The 18,191-nt window shown below is 61.7% G+C and carries 19 protein-coding genes and 2 riboswitches; of the genes, 5 read left to right on the top strand and 14 right to left on the bottom strand.

Features of this window, described 5'->3' with window-relative positions; translation table 11 throughout:
- Window positions 1-23: 23 nt before the first annotated feature.
- From EH165_RS06180 to EH165_RS06170, 3 genes are read right to left on the bottom strand one after another with little or no spacing between them, the layout of a single operon-like run.
- A complete protein-coding gene (locus tag EH165_RS06180; RefSeq protein ID WP_124798537.1) occupies window positions 24-1,412 on the bottom strand; it encodes a class II 3-deoxy-7-phosphoheptulonate synthase in 1,389 nt (462 codons plus the stop codon).
- A gap of 10 nt (window positions 1,413-1,422) precedes the next feature.
- Window positions 1,423-1,953, bottom strand: coding sequence for a polyadenylate-specific 3'-exoribonuclease AS (locus EH165_RS06175; protein WP_124798535.1), 531 nt, complete (start codon window positions 1,951-1,953; stop codon window positions 1,423-1,425).
- Window positions 1,953-2,708, bottom strand: coding sequence for a lysophospholipid acyltransferase family protein (locus EH165_RS06170; RefSeq protein WP_124798534.1), 756 nt, complete (start codon window positions 2,706-2,708; stop codon window positions 1,953-1,955). The genes EH165_RS06175 and EH165_RS06170 overlap by 1 nt, the downstream gene beginning before the upstream one ends.
- 360 nt (window positions 2,709-3,068) lie before the next feature.
- Here EH165_RS06170 and EH165_RS06165 point away from each other — a divergent pair, with 360 nt between their 5' ends.
- Window positions 3,069-3,281: a hypothetical protein gene (locus EH165_RS06165; RefSeq protein WP_124798532.1), complete on the top strand. Its 213-nt coding sequence runs from the start codon at window positions 3,069-3,071 to the stop codon at window positions 3,279-3,281.
- A complete protein-coding gene (locus EH165_RS06160) occupies window positions 3,278-3,817 on the top strand; it encodes a DUF308 domain-containing protein (RefSeq protein WP_124798530.1) in 540 nt (179 codons plus the stop codon). The genes EH165_RS06165 and EH165_RS06160 overlap by 4 nt, the downstream gene beginning before the upstream one ends.
- 23 nt (window positions 3,818-3,840) lie before the next feature.
- On the opposite strand, the gene EH165_RS06155 is transcribed toward EH165_RS06160, so the two are convergent.
- The 9 genes from EH165_RS06155 to EH165_RS06115 all read right to left on the bottom strand — a co-directional run bounded on the left by EH165_RS06155 (window position 3,841) and on the right by EH165_RS06115 (window position 13,709).
- Window positions 3,841-4,782, bottom strand: a complete 942-nt coding sequence (locus EH165_RS06155) for an ROK family protein (protein WP_124800343.1) — start codon at window positions 4,780-4,782, stop codon at window positions 3,841-3,843.
- A 31-nt stretch (window positions 4,783-4,813) separates the two neighbouring features.
- Entirely contained in the window at window positions 4,814-5,209 is a 396-nt protein-coding gene (locus EH165_RS06150) for a hypothetical protein (protein WP_124798528.1), read from the bottom strand.
- Window positions 5,206-6,447 (bottom strand): ArsA family ATPase, encoded by a 1,242-nt coding sequence (locus EH165_RS06145; RefSeq protein WP_124798527.1) that lies wholly within the window; start codon window positions 6,445-6,447, stop codon window positions 5,206-5,208. The genes EH165_RS06150 and EH165_RS06145 overlap by 4 nt, the downstream gene beginning before the upstream one ends.
- The gene (locus EH165_RS06140; RefSeq protein WP_124798525.1) at window positions 6,444-6,881 is read right to left on the bottom strand and encodes an SRPBCC family protein; all 438 of its coding nucleotides are present in this window, start codon (window positions 6,879-6,881) and stop codon (window positions 6,444-6,446) included. The genes EH165_RS06145 and EH165_RS06140 overlap by 4 nt, the downstream gene beginning before the upstream one ends.
- Before the next feature lie 18 nt (window positions 6,882-6,899).
- On the bottom strand, window positions 6,900-7,700 hold the full coding sequence (locus EH165_RS06135) for a metallophosphoesterase family protein (protein WP_124798523.1): 801 nt from the start codon (window positions 7,698-7,700) through the stop codon (window positions 6,900-6,902).
- A gap of 141 nt (window positions 7,701-7,841) precedes the next feature.
- On the bottom strand, window positions 7,842-9,047 hold the full coding sequence (locus tag EH165_RS06130) for a C40 family peptidase (protein WP_124798521.1): 1,206 nt from the start codon (window positions 9,045-9,047) through the stop codon (window positions 7,842-7,844).
- Between the two features lie 101 nt (window positions 9,048-9,148).
- A riboswitch (cyclic di-AMP (ydaO/yuaA leader) is annotated at window positions 9,149-9,321 on the bottom strand.
- Between the two features lie 87 nt (window positions 9,322-9,408).
- Entirely contained in the window at window positions 9,409-10,533 is a 1,125-nt protein-coding gene (locus EH165_RS06125; RefSeq protein WP_124798519.1) for a glycosyltransferase family 4 protein, read from the bottom strand.
- A gap of 171 nt (window positions 10,534-10,704) precedes the next feature.
- The gene (locus tag EH165_RS06120) at window positions 10,705-11,994 is read right to left on the bottom strand and encodes a C40 family peptidase (protein WP_124798517.1); all 1,290 of its coding nucleotides are present in this window, start codon (window positions 11,992-11,994) and stop codon (window positions 10,705-10,707) included.
- Window positions 11,988-12,165, bottom strand: a riboswitch (cyclic di-AMP (ydaO/yuaA leader). It overlaps the preceding gene by 7 nt.
- A 221-nt stretch (window positions 12,166-12,386) precedes the next feature.
- Window positions 12,387-13,709, bottom strand: a complete 1,323-nt coding sequence (locus tag EH165_RS06115; protein WP_124798515.1) for an NYN domain-containing protein — start codon at window positions 13,707-13,709, stop codon at window positions 12,387-12,389.
- Window positions 13,710-13,758: 49 nt separating this feature from the next.
- On the opposite strand from EH165_RS06115, the gene EH165_RS06110 reads away from it, so the two are divergent.
- Window positions 13,759-15,504, top strand: a complete 1,746-nt coding sequence (locus EH165_RS06110) for a DEDD exonuclease domain-containing protein (RefSeq protein WP_239020733.1) — start codon at window positions 13,759-13,761, stop codon at window positions 15,502-15,504.
- A 65-nt stretch (window positions 15,505-15,569) separates the two neighbouring features.
- Complete coding sequence (locus EH165_RS06105; protein ID WP_124798512.1) at window positions 15,570-15,854, top strand: Lrp/AsnC family transcriptional regulator; 285 nt, start codon at window positions 15,570-15,572, stop codon at window positions 15,852-15,854.
- A gap of 22 nt (window positions 15,855-15,876) precedes the next feature.
- On the opposite strand, the gene trpD is transcribed toward EH165_RS06105, so the two are convergent.
- Entirely contained in the window at window positions 15,877-16,932 is a 1,056-nt protein-coding gene (gene trpD, locus EH165_RS06100) for an anthranilate phosphoribosyltransferase (protein WP_124798510.1), read from the bottom strand.
- A complete protein-coding gene (locus EH165_RS06095) occupies window positions 16,929-17,393 on the bottom strand; it encodes a response regulator (protein ID WP_206426134.1) in 465 nt (154 codons plus the stop codon). The genes trpD and EH165_RS06095 overlap by 4 nt, the downstream gene beginning before the upstream one ends.
- A 159-nt stretch (window positions 17,394-17,552) precedes the next feature.
- Here EH165_RS06095 and ctaE point away from each other — a divergent pair, with 159 nt between their 5' ends.
- Complete coding sequence (ctaE, locus tag EH165_RS06090; RefSeq protein ID WP_422392137.1) at window positions 17,553-18,152, top strand: aa3-type cytochrome oxidase subunit III; 600 nt, start codon at window positions 17,553-17,555, stop codon at window positions 18,150-18,152.
- Window positions 18,153-18,191: the final 39 nt, after the last annotated feature.

Here is an 18,191-nt window from a genome sequence, read left to right as displayed (position 1 = left end):
AGCGGGGGTTTGACAGCGGGGGCTTAACTTCGCAGCATCTCCGAGACGAGGAACGCCAGTTCCAACGATTGCTGAGTGTTGAGCCGCGGATCGCAGGCGGTTTCGTAGCGTCCAGCAAGATCTTGATCGGAGATCTGCTGAGCGCCGCCCAGGCATTCGGTGACATCCTCGCCCGTGAGTTCGACGTGGATGCCGCCCGGGTGCGTGCCGAGGTCGCCGTGCACCTCGAAGAATCCCTGAACCTCGTCAACGATTCGGTCGAAATGCCGTGTCTTGTAACCCGTTGAGGCCTCGTGGGTGTTGCCGTGCATAGGATCGCACTGCCAGATCACCTTGTGACCCGTGGCCTCCACGGCTTTCACGATTGCCGGTAGCACGCTGCGCACATTCCCATTGCCCATCCGCGAGATCAGCGTCAATCGACCAGGCTCGTTGCGGGGATCCAAGCGCAGGACGTACTCCACCGCCTGCTCCGGGGTGGTGCCGGGGCCGATTTTCAGGCCGATGGGGTTTGCTAACAGCTCGGCAAAGGCAATGTGTGCGCCGTCGAGTTGGCGGGTCCGCTCACCGATCCACAAGAAATGGCTGGACAGGTCGTAGAGCCGCGGTCCCTGGGTGGTATTCACCAACCGCAACATCGCGCGTTCGTAGTCCAAAAGCAGCGCCTCATGGGAGGCGAAAATCTCAACTTCGTGCAGTGAGTGGGATTCGACACCGCACGCTGACATGAAACGCATCGCTCGGTCGATCTCCGCGGCCACCCGCTCGTAGCGCTCCCCCGCGCGGGAGGTCAGGACGAAATCCTGGTTCCACTCGTGCACGGTGGCAAGATCACCCATCCCTGCGCCGGTGAGTGCCCGTACGAGGTTCATCGCGGCTGAGGAGTTGGCGTAGGCCCGAATCATTCTTGACGGATCGTGCAGACGATCCTGCGGCTTCGTAGACAACGAGTTGATGATGTCGCCGCGGTAGGACGGAAGGCCCAACGAGTCCAGTTCCGAGGAACGCGGTTTCGCATACTGCCCGGCAATGCGGGCGACCTTCACCACCGGCATCGACGCACCGTATGTCAACACCACCGCCATCTGTAGCAGGGTTTGGATGTTGGCTTTGATGTGCGGCTCGGTGTTGTCCGCGAACGTTTCGGCGCAATCGCCGCCCTGCAACAGGAACGCCTTCCCGCCCGCAACATCGGCAAGCTTGCGCTGCAGCCGGTCGATCTCCGCAGGCACTGTCACCGGTGGCACCGCCTCCAGCATTGCGCGCACCGCGTGCACCTGTTCCGGGTTTTCCCAGTGCGGCTGTTGCTGGGCTGGCAAGGCTAGCGCAGCATCAAGCCGGGTGCGCAGGTCTAGGGGTAGCGGGGGCAAGGTCGGCAGTATTTCGGCCGGGATGTCGACTGTCCAGTTCACGCCGACCAGACTATGCGCCCGAGGACTCCGAGCGGTAAACGGCGGTGATCGCCTGCCACCGAGCAAACCCCACACGGGCGTCCGCAAGTGCGTTATGTGCCTCGGGTCCAGCGTCGGGGATCGTCGGATATCCGGCGTCCTCCCATAGCTGGCGAAGCTCCTTGGTGAACCGCGGGATATTCCGCGGCAGCGCCGGCATCGCGCCCCACAGCTGGGCCAGAACCACGTGGTCATAGGCCGCGTACCAGGCCCACAGATCGGGGGCGCCAACGCCGGCGGCGAAGAATTCGGCGAGCTCGTCCCGGATGGTTCTGCGGCTACGCCAAGCCTTGTCGGCCGGTCCAGGCAATTTATCCAGTACGTTGCGGCGAACCCAGGGCACTGCGCGGTCCGGGTTGAACTCACTAGATATCGCGTAGTACTCGCGGCCGTCCTCACAGACCACCCCGATCGAAATTAAATCAATGGTGGACCCGTCTTCGATAAATTCGGTGTCGTAGAAATATCGCGTAATCGGTCCCTGTGGCGGGATCGCGACCATCAGCTGGCCTTGGCCGGTGGCAACCGGGTCACCGTTCCCGGTCCCTTGCCCTCGGCGGCAATGGCCGCTGCTGCGGCTTTGTCCAAATCTGCCTTCACCTTCGCGGCGTACACGTCGACGTACTCCTGGCCCGTCATTTCCATCAGCCGATACATGATCTCGTCCGTCATCGATCGCTCCACGAACCGGTCCCCCGCCATGCCTTCGTAGCGGGAGAAATCCAGCGGACGGCCGATTTCAATTCGGACTCGAGCTGGGCGCCACATTTTGGAGCCGATCGGATTGACTTTCTCGGTGTTGAATGTGGCAACGGGAATGACGACAACGCCGGCTTCGAGCGCCATTCGGGCCACACCGGTCTTGCCCTTGTAGAGACGTCCGTCCGGCGATCTCGTGCCCTCGGGGTAGATCCCGAGCAGGTGGCCCTTGGTCAATAACCGGACCCCCGTATTCAGAGCGTCCTGGGCGGCGTTGGCACCCGTGCGGTCAACCGGAATCTGCCCCATGCCACTGAAGAAGGCCTTTTTCATTCGGCCCTTGATCCCCTTCTCGGTGAAGTACTCGGCCTTGGCCAGGAAGGAAAGTCTGCGCTTGATATGCAGCGGGAGGAAGAAGGAATCTGCGACCGCAACGTGGTTGGCGACCAAAATCGCACCGCCAGTCTCCGGAATGTGCGCGGTACCAGTAATTTTCGTCGGAAAAAAGAGCCTGAGGAAAGGCCCGACAAGAACGTACTTGGCTAACCAATAGAACACCGGTGCAGCTCCTTTGCCTGGAGGTCGTGGCCGTAGTCACAGTACCGCCCTCGCCCGTGGGTGAACACGCGACGTGTCACGATCGACGAGATCGCTTCACCCCTTGAGCCCGAAAGGGGGACGCTGAACGGCCTTGGTCTCATCACCTGATTGACGCCAGCTGCACCATGCGCGCGCCGTCGTCAGCCGGGCACGGCGGCACCTGGCAAACCGCCAACCGCACCACCTGCGATGAGAGGTTTGCCTGCCTCGATCATCACACAGCTGGCCGTCATCGAGACGGGCTAGGGCAGAGCACCGATGCGGGCCTTTGATTCACTGCACCGAGCATGGGTTGATGTGCGCAGGGACCGGCCAGAAGTGACGATGCCGGTCCTCCAATCGCTCCCCACGGTGGAGCACGTGGTGGAGCCACTGGACTCCGATACCGTCCTGAACGGACTTAGCTGCGTCGACCTCACCCAGGTCGTGCTGGAAAATTCCCTCCACGTCGCTACTCTGGACAACGACGCCGAGCTGATTTTTGAGCAGGCCACACTATTTATCGGAACAATCACGGGAGGCCCGCGGTGACTGCTGCTGTGCCCCCCGCACCCGGCGAAGGATCTGGCGACGACCGGGCTGACATCGACGCAATGTTTGCCGCCATCACGTCATCATTTGCCAACGAGATGAACTGGGAATCGGGCGACCTCAACCTCACAGAGGCACTCGAAGCTGAGCGCGTGGCGAACGAGTCGGCGCGGGCAGAAGCCGAAGCGGTACGCAAGCGCGCGGAACAACGCGATCGTCGCCGAGCAGAACGAGCCGCCGAACTCGCCCAATACACCGCGGAGAAGGCCGAGCTCGAAGCTGAATACAACTCCGACGACGACCATTTTGTGCCACCCAAGCCGCCACCACTACCCACACTGCGACGCGCCACCATCTCATCGCTGCTCCTGATCGTGGCAGGCATCGCGCTGCTGGCCTTTCCCACGTTGTTGGTCATCGCGCAGGACCTCACCATGGTCGTGGGTTTACTGATGATCATGGGTGGACTCGGCTGGTTGGTAGCCAATATGCGCACCGGACCACCCGACGACTCAGACAACGGCGCAGTTCTCTAGCCAGCTACCGGTACAGCCTCCCGCTATTCCTGTTCGCAGCGGGCGAGTAACGCCGCGCCGACAACTCCAGCACTGTCAGCAAAATGAGCGGCAACCACGGACGGCACAGGCCGATGTCCCGCACCCGTCATCCCGTCCGGCCCGAAGGCCAGCGCAATCGCGGCCGGCAAGAACAAATCGGCGATTTTGCTCACGCCACCACCGATAACGATCGTGTCGGGGTCGAAGACATCGATGGCCAGGCTGAGGCCACGGCCCAGCCACAGTGCGAGGTCAGCAACGGCTGCGAGCGCCACCTCATCGCCCGCGCGCGCGGCGTGTCCGACCGAGGCCCCCGTCACGGGTGCCGAGTCGGGGGCCAGTTGACGCGTTCGACTCCCCCAGGTGCGCCCGGGTGTGATTGCCGTCGCCAGCTCGATAGCGGTAGCGGCCAAAGCTGTTCCCGAGCAATAACGCTCCCAACATCCGCGTTTGCCGCAGGGACATTCCCTTCCGTCAGGGACGACCCGCACATGCCCAAGCTCGGGCGCTGCCCCGTAGCTGCCTCTAAAAAGGGATCCGTCGATTACTAGCCCCGCACCAATCCCCGTGCCCAGCGCGATCAGTAGCGCGACTTTCGCGCCGCGAGCAGCGCCCGCGCTGTACTCCGCCCACGCAGCGGCGTTGACATCGTGATCCATGACGACCGGTAGGCCGATCTTTGAGCGCAAGCGGTCCGGCACTGCGCTGTCTCGCCACGCCAGGTGCGGTGCAAACATCACTGTGGTCCGATCGGCGCAGATGAGCCCAGCAACAGCCAACCCCACTCCGCACACCTCGTGTTCAGCGCGCAGCGAAGTCACCAAAGCCACGAGTGCGTCATCGGAGGCCTCGGGGGTGTGCGGCGTGGGAACGCTACGCGCTGCCAGCACCACACCTCCCGCACTGACGACCCCGGCTTTCATCGTGGTGCCGCCGATATCGATGCCTATGGTGCTGGTGGCCCGACGGGCCGGATCACTGGATGTCAACGCGCTGCACCGCTGTGGCCGGCGAGGCCGATGGGGTGGATTCGGGCTGGGCACGGTCGCTGCCAGCTTCCTCCGCTCCCCCCGCCGGCGTGAGGATCGAAAGCAACGAGTTCACGATCAGCAACGCTCCCTGCGTCAGGTGTTGATGTAATTCGCCATTGTCGGATTTGGCGTAGGTCAGCAGTGCGCAGACCGGGCACGACGTGCAGCCTGCCTGATGTGTCTGTTCGGCAGCGTGGCCGGATGGCGCAGCTGCCTGCTGGACCCGCTCCTGCGCCGCTAGCAGCACGGGTTCAAGCTTTTCGGCGATGATCTGAAGCACAAGGCCGGCCTCTACCAGGAGCGAGTTTTGTGGCCGCTCATTCCTCCCGTTCGAGTTCACAGACTTGCTTTCAGCGCGGCTGGCCAGCGATCTGGGTCGGGCACGAATTCGATGGTCAATTGCCCCTGATTCACCGTAGCCCTGGTGGTCTTGCAACGTTGAAGCAGCGACGGCAGTGCAATCCGTCGCTTGTGGCTGCCGACGGACACCACAATGTCGTCGCCGGACCGCAGCAACCCAATGGCTCCCCGATCGGCTAGCGGCACATTCACCGTCAAGGTGTAAACGCCGCCAACACCTGCAACCTCGAACTCGTGAGTTGGTGCCACTTCGGTGGATTCCCCCAGTGGATCCACCCCTGCAAACGTCGAAGCGGCCAACTCCACCAAAGCTGGGACGCCAACGGGTTCGTGCGCCCTGAGATCGGCGCGGAACATCGCTAAATGCGAAAATGACTGCCCAGCCTCTTCGACCCGGCTCTCCTGGATTTGCAACATTCGTGCAGCCCATTCTCCATCAGCCGCCGCCGGCACCAACCGGTTGAGCACCACCGAAGACACCCGAAACCCTTGCAACGAAAGCGCTGTCAAGGCGCGCCGCGACTCCGCGATCACTACGCGTTCGGCGGTGGACACCAGGACAACTCCGCTTCGCGGCTGGGTCAGCACGAGGCGAGCTTCAGCGAGTCGGCGCAACACCTCTCCCAGTGCGTCCCGAACCTGCTCCCCGGAAGTGAGGTTCCTCGCGTTGCCGCGCCCTGCGAATCCTGCCGCCAACGAGCGGAGCAACCGCTGTGGCGCACTGAACAACCGCTCGGAGTAGAACGCCAACGTTTCTGGAAGGGCGAGAAGGGCGAGTGTCTCTCCCGTGGGCGCACAATCCACCACGATGACGTCGAAGTCACCGCTACGTGCATGCTTTTCGACTTCTAGCAACGCGATAATTTCCGCAGCACCGGGCAAGGCAACCAATTCTTCGGCGGCGACTTCAGACAGACCACCCGCTGCCAGCACCGAGACCAGATAGTCCCGAATTCCTGCCCAGGCATCCTCGAAGCGGCGCTGAGTATCGACCTCGGTAGCGTACAGCGACCCGCTAGCAATTTCAGGTATCTGTTGTGGTTCGGCGCCCAGTCTCATCCCCAAAACATCGCCGAGGGAATGCGCGAGATCGGTTGAAATAATCAGCGTGCGAAAACCGTCGCAGGAGTACCTCACTGCTGCAGCGGCTGCCAGCGTCGTCTTACCGACGCCACCTTTGCCGGTAAAAAGTGCCGTGCGGACCTGCGGATAGCTCACGCGTTTTCGACCCGTTTACGCAGCTCCTTCAACGCGGTGTCCAAAATGACCTTCTCCGCTTTGCGGCGAAGCAACCCGATCATCGGAATGGTCAATTCGACCGAAAGCGTATACGTCACAGAGGTTTCGCCCCCCGTCTCCACTAACACATAGGAGCCGTGCTGGGCCTTTTGCAGCGATCCTGAGACCAGATCCCAGGTAACCGATGTTCCGTCTGCCGCCCAGTCGTAGCGCAGCTCGTAGGTGTCTTTGATCATGCCCGCGTCCATCACGAACTTCACTTGGTCAGCGCGGCCAGCCCTCCCAGTCTTCGTGATCTCCACCTGCTTCACCGCGCCGGTCCATGCCGGGTAGGCGGCGAAGTCAGCAATCACGTCCATGATCACCTTCGCAGGTGCCTTGATGGTCAGAGTTTGCGACGAGGAGTCAGCCATGTACCGAAGGTTACCGTGTCATAGCTGCAACACATACGGCTTGGCCGCGCGCTGAAAGTGGCCCACGTTGACGCATTCGGTGTGTCCCCTCCGGACCCGCTGAGTCAGGGGCTGATGAACGTGACCAGACAGTGCCAGTCGCGGTTGGTGTACATCGATCGCTTCGAGAAGGCCCGGGCCATACATCTCCAGCCGTCCCGGAATACGGTCATACCGCATTCCGGCGAGCCGCAAAGGAATATGCGTACACAGAACGTCGACCTTGTCTGCCTGGAACAGCGAGTCAACGGCAGCCTGGTAATCCCGCGCGTCTCGGACGAAAGGTTTCCAGGGTCCGCGGGCCGGTCCGACCACAGATCCCGGTCGGCCAGATCCTCCCGCAACAAAGCCGAAGCGCACGCCACCGAGCGTGCGAACCTCGGCGTCCAGATACCGTAATGCAGGTGGCGCTACCGCCGCCCAGATATGTTCAACGTCAACATTTCCCAGCGTGAGCAGAGTGTTTTCCGGAATCAGCGCAACCACTTGCTGGTAGCGATCTGCCACGATGCCTTCGATGACGGCAGCGGGATCGTCAACCGTCGCCCAGAGCGACTGGTGATAGGCGTGTAGTCCACGAAAGTTACCGACGGTACGCATTTCCACGAAGGGCTTCACCCGATCTGCGCCGAATACAGCACCGAGAATGCCAGCACCCGGGTCGTGATAGTCGACGTAATCGATGAGGTCGCCCAAAACGATGAGTTGGTCTGCGCCCTCAGCCGCCCGCGCAAGAGCTTCATAGTTGCCATGGACATCGGCCACCACGTGAATACGCACATCTTCCAGCGTATCCTTCGCCCGCGTCGGGAAAGTTACCGCAAAAAGTGCCCTCCGCCACCGCTGGAGATGTTCGAGGAAGCTACATCTGCTCCGCGGCCGGAGCTGAACGCCTGGTTGCTACCGCTGAACGCCCGGTTGCTACCGCGGAACGCGGTGCCCGGTCGGGTTGGGGCCCGCCCGGTACAAGTCGACCACCTTGATCGGGACACCAGGCATCGACGCGTGCAACACCAAACCCATACCCACGTACATGCCCACGTGGGTCACCGGCGAGTAGTACGTGATGAGGTCACCTGGCTTCAGTTCGGACAGCGGCACCTCGGGCAGCCGATATTGCTCTGCGCTGGTGCGCGGGATGGTAATCCCAGCTTGTTGCCACGCCCAGAGCATCAGCCCAGAACAATCGAAACTGTCGGGGCCCACAGCGGCCCAGACATAGGGCATGCCTTGCCTCGTGAGGGCTGCCGCTACTGCTACCGCCGCAGCCGTATCGGGCGCTAATTCCGTTGCCAGCGTATTCAGGGTCGTCGTTTGGTCGGTGTCATCACTGATCCCGGCCGCCGCTCGCGCTGCCGCTTGCGACCGCTGTCGTTGGGCAGAGTCGGTGGAGAGGTTGATCGCGTTTTCAGCGGCCGAAACGGCGGCAACGCGTTCTTGCAATGTCAGAGAGCTATAGAGCTTCTCGAATGTTTTTACTTGCTCCGACATCGCGACCTGCTGAGCCGCCAGGTCGGCCGCTGCTGTCACTGCCGCATCTTTGGCAGCTTGGGCGTCTGCGACGGCCACCGTTGCAGCATCGCGCGCAGAGTCCGCTGCAGTTTTCGCCGCTTGCGCCTCGATCTTGGCGACTGCCGCTTTGGCCATCGTCGTCTTTGCATCGCTAGCAACGCGATTCAAGGCGGTCACTTCGTCCAAATATTCTTCCGGCGAGTTTGCCGTCAGCAGGGAGGAGATCTGGCTCATCCTGGCCCCACGCAGGCTAGCGCTCGCGAACGCGTCAAGCTTGGCCTGATACACCGAAACTTCCGCTGCTGCAGTTCTTACCGTGGCGTCGGCTTGGGCTACGGCGGCCTGCGCAGGAGCAATCCGATTGTGGGCCAGACCTACGGCGGCTTCGGAGGACTTCACCGTCTCTTGTGCAGTCAGGACAGCCTGATTCAACTGCTCCGCCGCCTGAGCTGCGGCAATCCAGGCGGTCTTCGCCTCTTCCGCGGTAGCCGGGGCTGCTGGCGCCAAGGTCGATCCCGTGGGAGAGACGGCAGTTGGCGACGTCGGGACCGGGGCCGCTGGTTCAGCGGAGGCAGGCATGGTGGCGCCAAACGTGAGCGTCGTCAGTGTTAGCACCAGCGCCACGACACGCAACGACTTTCGTGCTCTGGGAGAGCGTGAAGAGGGGAGGTGAGAGTTTCTCAAAATGCTGTACGGCGCCAACGCTGGCGTTACCTTTCTTCCCTCTTCTACTGCCTACCGAGTTAGCTGACGGATTCGGGCCGGAAGTAGCCCTACCCCTTGGCGCAGCGAGCGCCCGTGCGGACGCGACTGGACCAAGGGAATTCACCCCAGAAAACATGGTTCCCCGGCTTGACGTCCCGACACGTCAATTCGGCAGAGATACTCGGCGTCCCTGGTGACGGGACTTGAAACCGAATATCTCAATGAGGTTACGGGATGGACACGAGACGGTGCAACAGCGACAAAATGACACTTATCGCGACAGGAGATCCGCGAGTCGATGTGCCGACCGCTCCCAGTTCCACCTCTGGCCCACCCAACCTCGTCCTGCGATTCCCATTGCATCCGCAGAAGGCTTGTCTCGCAACAGTTTCACCAACTCATGCGCCAGTGCCGCCACATCAGTGCCGGAGACGACCTCGCCTGTAACACCGGGTAGCACCGCCTCGGGTGCGCCGCCGGAATCGCCTGCGATCACCGGTACCCCAGACGCGGAGGCCTCGAGGAACACAATGCCCAACCCTTCGACGTCCAATCCACCCCCGCGCGTGCGGCAGGGCATCGCAAAAACGTCAGCGGCGGCGTGGTGGCGGGGAATGTCGCGCCAGGGGACGGATCCAGTCAGGGTGATATTTGCGGCAGCGGGGCTAGCCTCGACCAAGGCCTCAAGATAGCTTCGGTAGGGCCCATCGCCGACGATCAGCAGCTGCGCATCTGGCACTAGATCCAGAATCATTGGCATTGCGCGGATCAGTGAGTCCTGCCCTTTGCGAGAGACCAATCGCGAAATACAGGCGACGACCGGCTTATCGCCGAACCCATACCGCCGACGGATCTCCGCTCGCGCCAACGGGTCCGGGGCGAACAGTGAGGTATCGACGCCAGCCGGGAGGTACTCAAGTGCGGCGCCGGCTCCCAAAGCTGCAGAGATTCGACGCCTGGAATACCGGCTGATGTAGGTGATGACATCATTCGTGGCGCCAATTCTGCGTAACGCCTGACGCGAGCCCGGAAGCATGGACCAGCCCACCTCGTGGCCGTGGGTACTGGCAACCGCCCGGACGATCCCGTGAGTACGCAGGGAGGGCGTGAGCAATGCCAGGGGTGCAGCAGCTCCGTACCACAGCGCGCTTATTCGGCGCGTATGAATTAGTTCGCGGGCGCGGCGCGCGACGGTGGGCGACGGCACCATGAGGCTGGTGGAATGACGCACCACCTCGAAGTCTTGATCTGCATCAAAAGCCTCAGCCCCCTCCCACGCAGGGGCGTACACCACCAGTTCTGATGGTGGCAGATGTTCCGCCAACGAATGCACGTACGACTGGATGCCCCCCGCCCGCGGTGGAAAATCATTGGTGATCAGCAGGGTTCGTCGCACCTGCTCATCGTATCGACGCAGTCCAACCCCTGAAAACATCGCTAAATCGACTCAGGCCCTTCGCCAGAACTGCACGAAGGGCCTGAGAAGTGGAATCGATGCAGAGCAACATTCAGCAAGCACGGCGACCGAACGCGGCTGTACTCGCGTGTAGCTAGCCAGAAATCTGGATCACCCGGGGCGGTGGCCTGAAGCATTGGGGCCACCTCGGGCAATCGAAGTCACATAGACCGGCTTGGTCTCGGTGGAGGCTTGGACGATCTGCCCGTCACCGATGTACATCGCCACGTGGGAGACAGGCGAGTAATACGTGATCAGATCGCCTGGCTGCAGTTGATCCATCGGAATCGATCGAAGGCCCGACTGATCTCGGCTCGTACGGGGAATAGATACCCCCGCCTGCGCCCAGGCCCAGGACGTGAGTCCCGAGCAGTCGAAGCTACTGGGCCCGGCAGCCCCAAATATGTATCGGGAGCCCACCTTTGATAGCGCCGCTGCTACCGCCGCAGCTGCAGCGGAATTCGGAGCGGACTGGCTCACGGCGGGGGCTTCAGCTGGCGCGAGCGCTTGGGCTGCCTCGCCCGCTACCGCAACCTGAGCCTGAGCCTGAGCCGCCGGAGCCTGAGCCGCCGCCTGCTGAGCTGCGCGAGAGGCTGCTGCTGCCTGCGCCGCCGCTGCCTGAGCTGCTGCGGCAGCAGCTGCTGCTGCCTCCCGCTCAAGCCGCTCTTCTTCTGCCTTGATCGCGGCTTGCCGCTCAGCTTCGGTGAGTTGGTTGTACAGAGTTTCGTACGTGGCCGCCTCTGCATCGAGGCTTGCTTTGCTTGCCGCCAAATCGGTTTGGGCCTTCACTGCAGCTTCGCTTGCTGCGGTCGCGGCGGTCTTTGCAGCCTCGGCTTCTACCTTCTTTGCCGCGACTGCGGTTGCCGCTGACGCGGCCGCGTTCTTGGCCGCTGCAGCTTCGGCGAGCATTTTGGATGTACTGCCAGCTACCCGGTCGAGCGAGGAAACTTCATCCAGAAAAGATTCCGCCGAGTCCGCTGTGAGCAGGGATGAGAATTGGCTTAGGCGCGCGCCTCGGAAGCTCGCATTGGCGAAGGTGTTCAACCGATCGGTGTAGCTGCCGACCTTGACGGTGGCTTGGGCGCTCACGGCTTCAGCGGCAGTGACCGCATCTCCCGCAGCGGCAACGGCAGTATCCGCGGTCACAATATTTGCAGCAGCCGTAGAGACATCTTCGTCTGCTTGCAAGACTTGCTCGTTTAGCGCCGCGGCCTTATTGGCAGCGGCAATCCACAACTCCTTGGCATCTGCCGAAGTAGTGGGGGTGCTGGGTGTGACCGGCTCCGCCGACGCCACGATGGCCGGCGATAAGCCCACCACTAACGCAATTGTTGAAGCAACAATGATGCCGCGGCGAAGCCGGGCGTAAACGTGCTGTGCCAAGACTGGCGTGCCTCTCATCCTCGGACCGCCTACCGAGTTAGCTGACGGATTCGGGCCAGGAAGTAGCCCTACCCCACCTCGGGATACCGACGCCTCAAAGACGCAGCAACCTCAGATAGGGATTCACCCCAGATAACAATTGGTTCCCCGGCTCAACGTCCCGACACGTTAATTCGGCGGCGACCTGCGCTGCCTCCTAGGTCGGGAGGCGGAAACCGCAAGTCTCGATTAGGTTACGACACGAGTCGCTAAGACACCAGCCCCGGACACGATTTGGTCTCAGATTCATATCGCAGGCGCAGATCGGGTACCACCAACTGGCAAAACAGCTTGATAGTGATAGATGTCACATCACGGTGCACTCGATGCTGCAGCTCAAGACCCGCACCACTCGCAGGGCCACGAAAAGATTATCGAGGCTGCGACCCCATCAGCGCTAGCAGCGCCAGTGGGGGCGAAGTCCTGGCCCCCTTGGCGCTGACAGCCCCGAGTATTTCTTTGTCCGCCGTTGCCACCACTACGACACGCCCTTGCGGCTCGGCGGCCACCAGTCTGCTGATTATCTCGTCGGCTGTGACTCCGGCTGGTGAAAAAAGCACGCGCACCCCCCTCCCCCGTGTCTGGGGAGCTACGACGGCCGCACCGTCGAAGACCACTGTCATTTCGGCTCGGGTCCGCGCGGCCAGGGCCGCAAGTTCGCGCACCACTCGATCCCGCTGCCCTTCCAGGGTCATCGTTGGGTAGCCGGTTTTACTCACGTTGTACCCGTCAACGATCAAATGCGCTTGCGGCAGCGTGAGCCAACTAGCGAGCACCGAGGCGTCCACTGTGCGAGCACTGGGGCGAAGCGTCACTGGCAGAGCGGAAGCAACGTGGTCCGCGGGATCTAGCCCGCCCGCACTGATGTTGAGCTCTCGACGAAGGCCTGTGGCAGCTTCGGCTATCGAGTCCAAGAGAAGCTCGATACGTCGATGCGCTGCGCCGAGTCCGGCGGTCTGGACCGCCGCCTGCTGATCGGAGTGTGCCTGCAACCGCTCAGCCCGTAACTGGACCGCTTTTAATTTTTCCTGCAGGGCGAACACCTGTTGTTGCGACGAGGTCAGCTCGGACTGTAGGCCGTTAGTTGAGTTTGCTTTCTGTTCCTGCAGGTGGTGCACCTGATCCCGGAGCGATTTCAGCGCCACGCCTTGCTCGCGCAATCGTGTGCGGAGTTTTTGGTGCTCTGCCAGCTGGTCCTCGCTCGGCGATGCCTGGCTCAGCGGCTTCTCTCGATGGACGGAATCGGTTTTCAATTTGGCAGATTCGGCCCGCAACTGCTCTATCTCTGCCCGGAGCGCGGTGTTCTCGAAAGCCACCACCTGCCATGCCCAATCAACCCAGACCGGCAATTTCAGCAAATAGGCGGCCGCTGCTTCGTAGACCGGGTCCGGCTTGCTGTCCCTGCCAGTGCTGTCCCCGCCAGTGCTGTCCCTGTGGGAGTGCACCCACTGCGCGACGGCGCTGCGGAAGGCGGCATCCTGATCCAACGCGCTGACTATCAGGCCGGATCCAGCATGGGCTCTTTTTTTGGGTGCAAAGCGCGATACGCGTTGCAAAGCAGCAGGTAGCTGCGCTGCGGGAACAGATCCTACATAGTCAGCAGCCCACGTTATGACGCGCCGCGTCACTGCCTCCGGGAGGTCGCGCACAGGTGAGTTGAGACTCAGTACGGGCAGATCCGTCATAGGAGGCATTACAGCATCCTTTTTCTCACTGTCGGTGCTCCCACCTAGTTTGAGCACCGTGAGCACTCTCTTGACACCGCCGGTCTCCGCGGGACGCAGCAGCGGGCAGCGCGCCTTTGACGAGTTAGAGGACCCGCTCCGTGAGGTTACTTTCGTGGTCGTCGATCTCGAAACCACGGGCGGTTCCTCGAAGACCGAGGAGATCACCGAAATCGGCGCCGTCAAGGTGCGCGGCGGCGAATTACTCGGTGAGTTCGCCACACTGGTGGACCCTGGCAGATCCATCCCACCTCAAATCACCATGTTGACCGGCATTTCCGATTCGATGGTGTTTGACGCACCGCGGATTAATGAGGTGCTGCCTGGTTTTTTAGAGTTCATCCGCGGGTGTGTGCTGGTGGCGCACAACGCCCCTTTTGACGTCGGCTTCCTCAAGGCTGCGTGCATCAAACATGAGATGCGCTGGCCAGCGCCACCGATCGTCGACACGGTCCGGCTCGCACGTCGCGTCCTCACCCGCGAGGAGGCTCCCAGTGTCCGCCTCGGGCTACTCGCCCCGTTACTCGGTGCGCGGGTTGCTCCCGACCACCGCGCGCTGACAGATGCCCGTGCGACGGTTGATGTGCTACACGCTCTTCTAGAGCGGGTGGGGCCGCTGGGCGTCCAGAGCCTGTCCGAACTCACCGAGGTGGTGAAGGACTTGAGCCCAGCACGCCGCCGCAAACGCCACCTTGCTGACAGGTTGCCGCAGGCACCCGGTGTCTACCTGTTTCGCGGCCCAGAGGATCAGGTGCTGTACGTCGGGACTGCAACAGACCTTCGAAGGCGCGTCCGCAGCTACTTCTCGGCGGCCGAATCGAGAGCGCGGATCAAGCAAATGGTTGGCTTAGCGGTTCGGGTGGACCACGTCGTGTGTGCCCACCCCCTCGAGGCCAACATCCGCGAGCTGCGTCTTATCGCAGCCCACAGACCTCCCTACAATCGAGCATCAAAAACACCGAACAAAGTGGTCTGGATAACCCTGACCCAAGAGGCCTACCCGCGGCTGAGCATCGTGAACACCGCTCGCAAACCCGGAGTGAGCTACCTCGGCCCCTTCCGGTCTCGCCGCCAAGCTCAGGAGGCCCTTGACGGCCTCTCGTCGGTGTTGAAACTGCGCAGGTGCACGATTCGAATTCGACGCAACAATCCCGACGGATCCCCCTGCGCGCTGGCCGAACTCGGCCACTGCGGAGCACCCTGCGCTGGACTGGAGAGTGTCGAAACCTATGAGAGGCACGGCGCCTTATTCCGCACGACCGTAGACGGCAGTGACCCACTAGTTTTGCAAAAGCTCTACGCAAAAATGGAAAACCTGAGCAGTCAAGAACGCTTCGCGGAGGCGGCGATGCATCGTGATCGATTGAAGGCGTTGGTGGGGGCGTTACACCGTAGACAGCGCATCGGCGCCTTCGCCGAAGTGGCCGAGATGGTGGTGGCTCGCGCGGATGGCCACGGCGGCTGGGAACTGGTGGTGATCCGGCACGGCAGACTTGCGGCCGCGGCGAGGGCGCGTCAAGGGGTGGACCCCTTGCCCCTGATCGAGATGCTGATCGCCGCTGCAGAAACTGTCATCCCGGTAGCTGGCCCATTGCCAGCAGCGAGCGCCGAAGAAACCTCGACGATATTGCGATGGATAGAGACAGGTACTCGATTGGTACAGATCAGCAACGAGTGGTCGTCGCCGTTGTTCGGAGCCGGACGGTGGCAGCGTCTACAAGACCTGCAGGACCTGCGCGACGTGGGCCAGAGCGATGCTGGGTAGGATTCGCGTCGAGAGCGATGGTGCTCAGCACACCTGAGCACACCTGAGCTGAGAGGGAGATTGCCATGATCACCGCAATTGTGATGGTCGAAGTTGATGCGGAGTCGATTAACGACGCAGCACAACGGATTGCAGACCTGCCCGGCGTTGACCAGGTCTACTCATGCGCGGGGGATGTCGACCTCATTGTGGTCAGTCAGTTGCGCGATCATGCCGAACTGGCAGAGTTGGTACCCGGCCACATTAGCCGGGTCCCCGGCGTCAAACGAACCGTTACACATATCGCATTCCGATCCTTCGCCAAGCGCGACGGAGAGGACGCATTCTCCATCGGCCTCGAAGGCGCCTAGCTCTTGGCCGCCAGCATTGACGCTAGCGGGGCCTTTCAACGGCAAAGATGCGTTGCGACGCCGCGGCCCAGTCTGCTAATAATTTCTGCGCGGCACCTGTGTCGAGGGCGACGCAAGCTCTTGCGGCACCAGCCCGCAAATCTGCTTCCAAGTTGCCGGAAAGGCCCGCGTGCACGGCCAGTGCCGCTGCTGCGTTCAATACGACAGCGTCACGCACGGGTCCGGATTTGCCAGCAAAGATGGTTCGAGCAACAGAGGCGTTGAACTCAACATCGGATCCAACGAGGTCACCTGGTCGAGCTCGGGGTATTTCCAGCGCTAGCGGATCAAAGACAGACTCAGTGACGGCGCCGTCAAGTACTGACCAGATCACGGATGTAGTGGTGGTTGTGAGCTCGTCGAGACCATCGTTGCCACGAAACACGAGTGCGTCCGACCCTCGTTTAGCAAAGACGCCGGCCATCACGGGCGCGAGACGGCTGTTGCCACACCCGATAGCCGAGGCCTGCGGCTGCGCCGGATTCGTCAGAGGACCCAGGATGTTGAAAAACGTGGGGATGCCCAGTTCCCGCCGGGGAGCTGCGGCGTATCGCATCGACGGATGGAACGCAGCAGCAAAACAAAATCCGATGCCGACCTCCTGCACGCATTCGGCCACACCTCGCGGCGAGAGGGTCAACGCGATGCCGAGGTTCTCCAGCACGTCGGCAGATCCGGTGGTGCTGGACGCCGATCGGTTGCCATGTTTGACGACCGTGGCTCCGGCCGCGGCAACCACGACAGCGGCCATCGTTGAAATATTGACCGAATTGGATTGGTCGCCGCCGGTTCCCACGATGTCTACCGTGCGCTGCGGTACCTCGAAACGCAGGGCGTGGGCGAGCATGCCGTCGGCAAGACCAGCAACTTCCTCCGCGGATTCTCCCTTCGCGCGAAGAGCCACCGCGAATCCCGCGACTTGCGCGGGCGTTGCCTCACCCGTCATCACACGGTCCATTACCCAAGCAGTGTCTGCCGATGACAGATCGACACCGCCGAGCAACTGCTGTAACAAATGTGGCCAGGTCGGCACTGTCATACAGTTTTTCCGGATGCGGCGGCTCCCGCAACCGGGAGCGCAGAACGCGTAGGGCCTGCCCCGAGGGCTACCACGCCGGGGAGTCGGCGCAAAACTCTGGCAACCGTTTCGGCCGCCGTCACAGCATCCAGAGGGTGCACCAAAACCTCCTCCGCCTTGGACCATGTGGCGAGCCACCGGTCCGCTGCCCTAGCAATGGCCAAAATCACTACGGGCGGGTGTGCAGCCTCGTTGTGGATCTGGCGGCTGATTCCCATCCCGCCCATTGGCTGCGCTTCGGCGTCAAGAATCGCGATGTCGGCCTTGTTTCCATCCACTGCCATCAGTACCTCGGCTACCGATGAGCATTCCAAGAAGTCCACCTTGCCGAGGTCAGCAGCGGGGCGCCGACCGATCGCGAACATGATTTCCTCGCGCACCTCGCGCAGATGGCTGTAGACAAGAATTGTGGGAATGCTCATGGAAATTGCCTCACTTTTAGCCATGACAAGTGGATCCGGGCAGCTCATGCCGCTTATCGCAGCAAGTCATGATGTTATCTGTACCGGTTGCGACCCGCCGAACGGGTACCCCGGGACGCAAGAGTCGCCAGGAGAGTCCATAATCGAGTGGTGACAACTGTGACTACCCCGTCAGGGCCCCCCAACATCAGCTCCCGCATCCACACGCTGAACCGGCCGAACATGGTCAGCGTGGGCACAGTGGTCTGGCTCGCCAGCGAACTGATGTTCTTTGCCGGACTGTTCGGTATTTATTTCACCGCGCGCGCGACTGCCCCAGGCGAGTGGCCGATGCATGAGCTCAACGTGAAACTCTCTCTGGTATTCACGGTGATCCTCATTCTGAGCTCGGTGACGTGCCAACTCGGCGTTTTCGCCGCAGAGGCCGGCGACGTAGTCAAACTCCGGTTCTGGTACGTCATTACGCTGTTAATGGGCGCCATCTTTGTGGGCGGTCAGGCGTATGAATATTTCCATCTGGTGTCAGAGGGCATGACTTTGTCCTCCGATTCCTACGGCACAGTGTTTTACCTGACTACAGGCTTCCACGGACTTCACGTCATCGGCGGCCTGATCGCCTTCGTACTTCTTATCGCTCGTACCAAACTGGGCAAGTTCACCCCAGCTCAGGCGACGTCAGCCATCGTTGTTTCGTACTACTGGCACTTTGTCGATGTGGTCTGGATCGCACTATTCGCAACGATCTACTTCGTCCGTTAAAAATGCGTCCGATACACCGTTCTAGCCAGTAGTACCCAT

The organism is Nakamurella antarctica (assembly GCF_003860405.1).
Classification (GTDB): Bacteria; Actinomycetota; Actinomycetes; order Mycobacteriales; family Nakamurellaceae; genus Nakamurella; species Nakamurella antarctica.
Note: the sequence above shows the minus strand (reverse complement) of the source record. Positions and strands in the feature narration are given on the sequence as shown.

What these genes read in the sequence shown, in the direction of transcription:
- EH165_RS06105 (WP_124798512.1), top strand. Translation starts at nt 15,570, where the DNA reads ATGATCACCGCAATTGTGATGGTCGAAGTTGATGCGGAGTCGATTAAC.
- EH165_RS06140 (WP_124798525.1), bottom strand. Translation starts at nt 6,881, where the DNA reads ATGGCTGACTCCTCGTCGCAAACTCTGACCATCAAGGCACCTGCGAAG.
- EH165_RS06120 (WP_124798517.1), bottom strand. Translation starts at nt 11,994, where the DNA reads ATGAGAGGCACGCCAGTCTTGGCACAGCACGTTTACGCCCGGCTTCGC.
- EH165_RS06095 (WP_206426134.1), bottom strand. Translation starts at nt 17,393, where the DNA reads ATGAGCATTCCCACAATTCTTGTCTACAGCCATCTGCGCGAGGTGCGC.
- trpD (WP_124798510.1), bottom strand. Translation starts at nt 16,932, where the DNA reads ATGACAGTGCCGACCTGGCCACATTTGTTACAGCAGTTGCTCGGCGGT.
- EH165_RS06175 (WP_124798535.1), bottom strand. Translation starts at nt 1,953, where the DNA reads ATGGTCGCGATCCCGCCACAGGGACCGATTACGCGATATTTCTACGAC.
- EH165_RS06115 (WP_124798515.1), bottom strand. Translation starts at nt 13,709, where the DNA reads ATGCCTCCTATGACGGATCTGCCCGTACTGAGTCTCAACTCACCTGTG.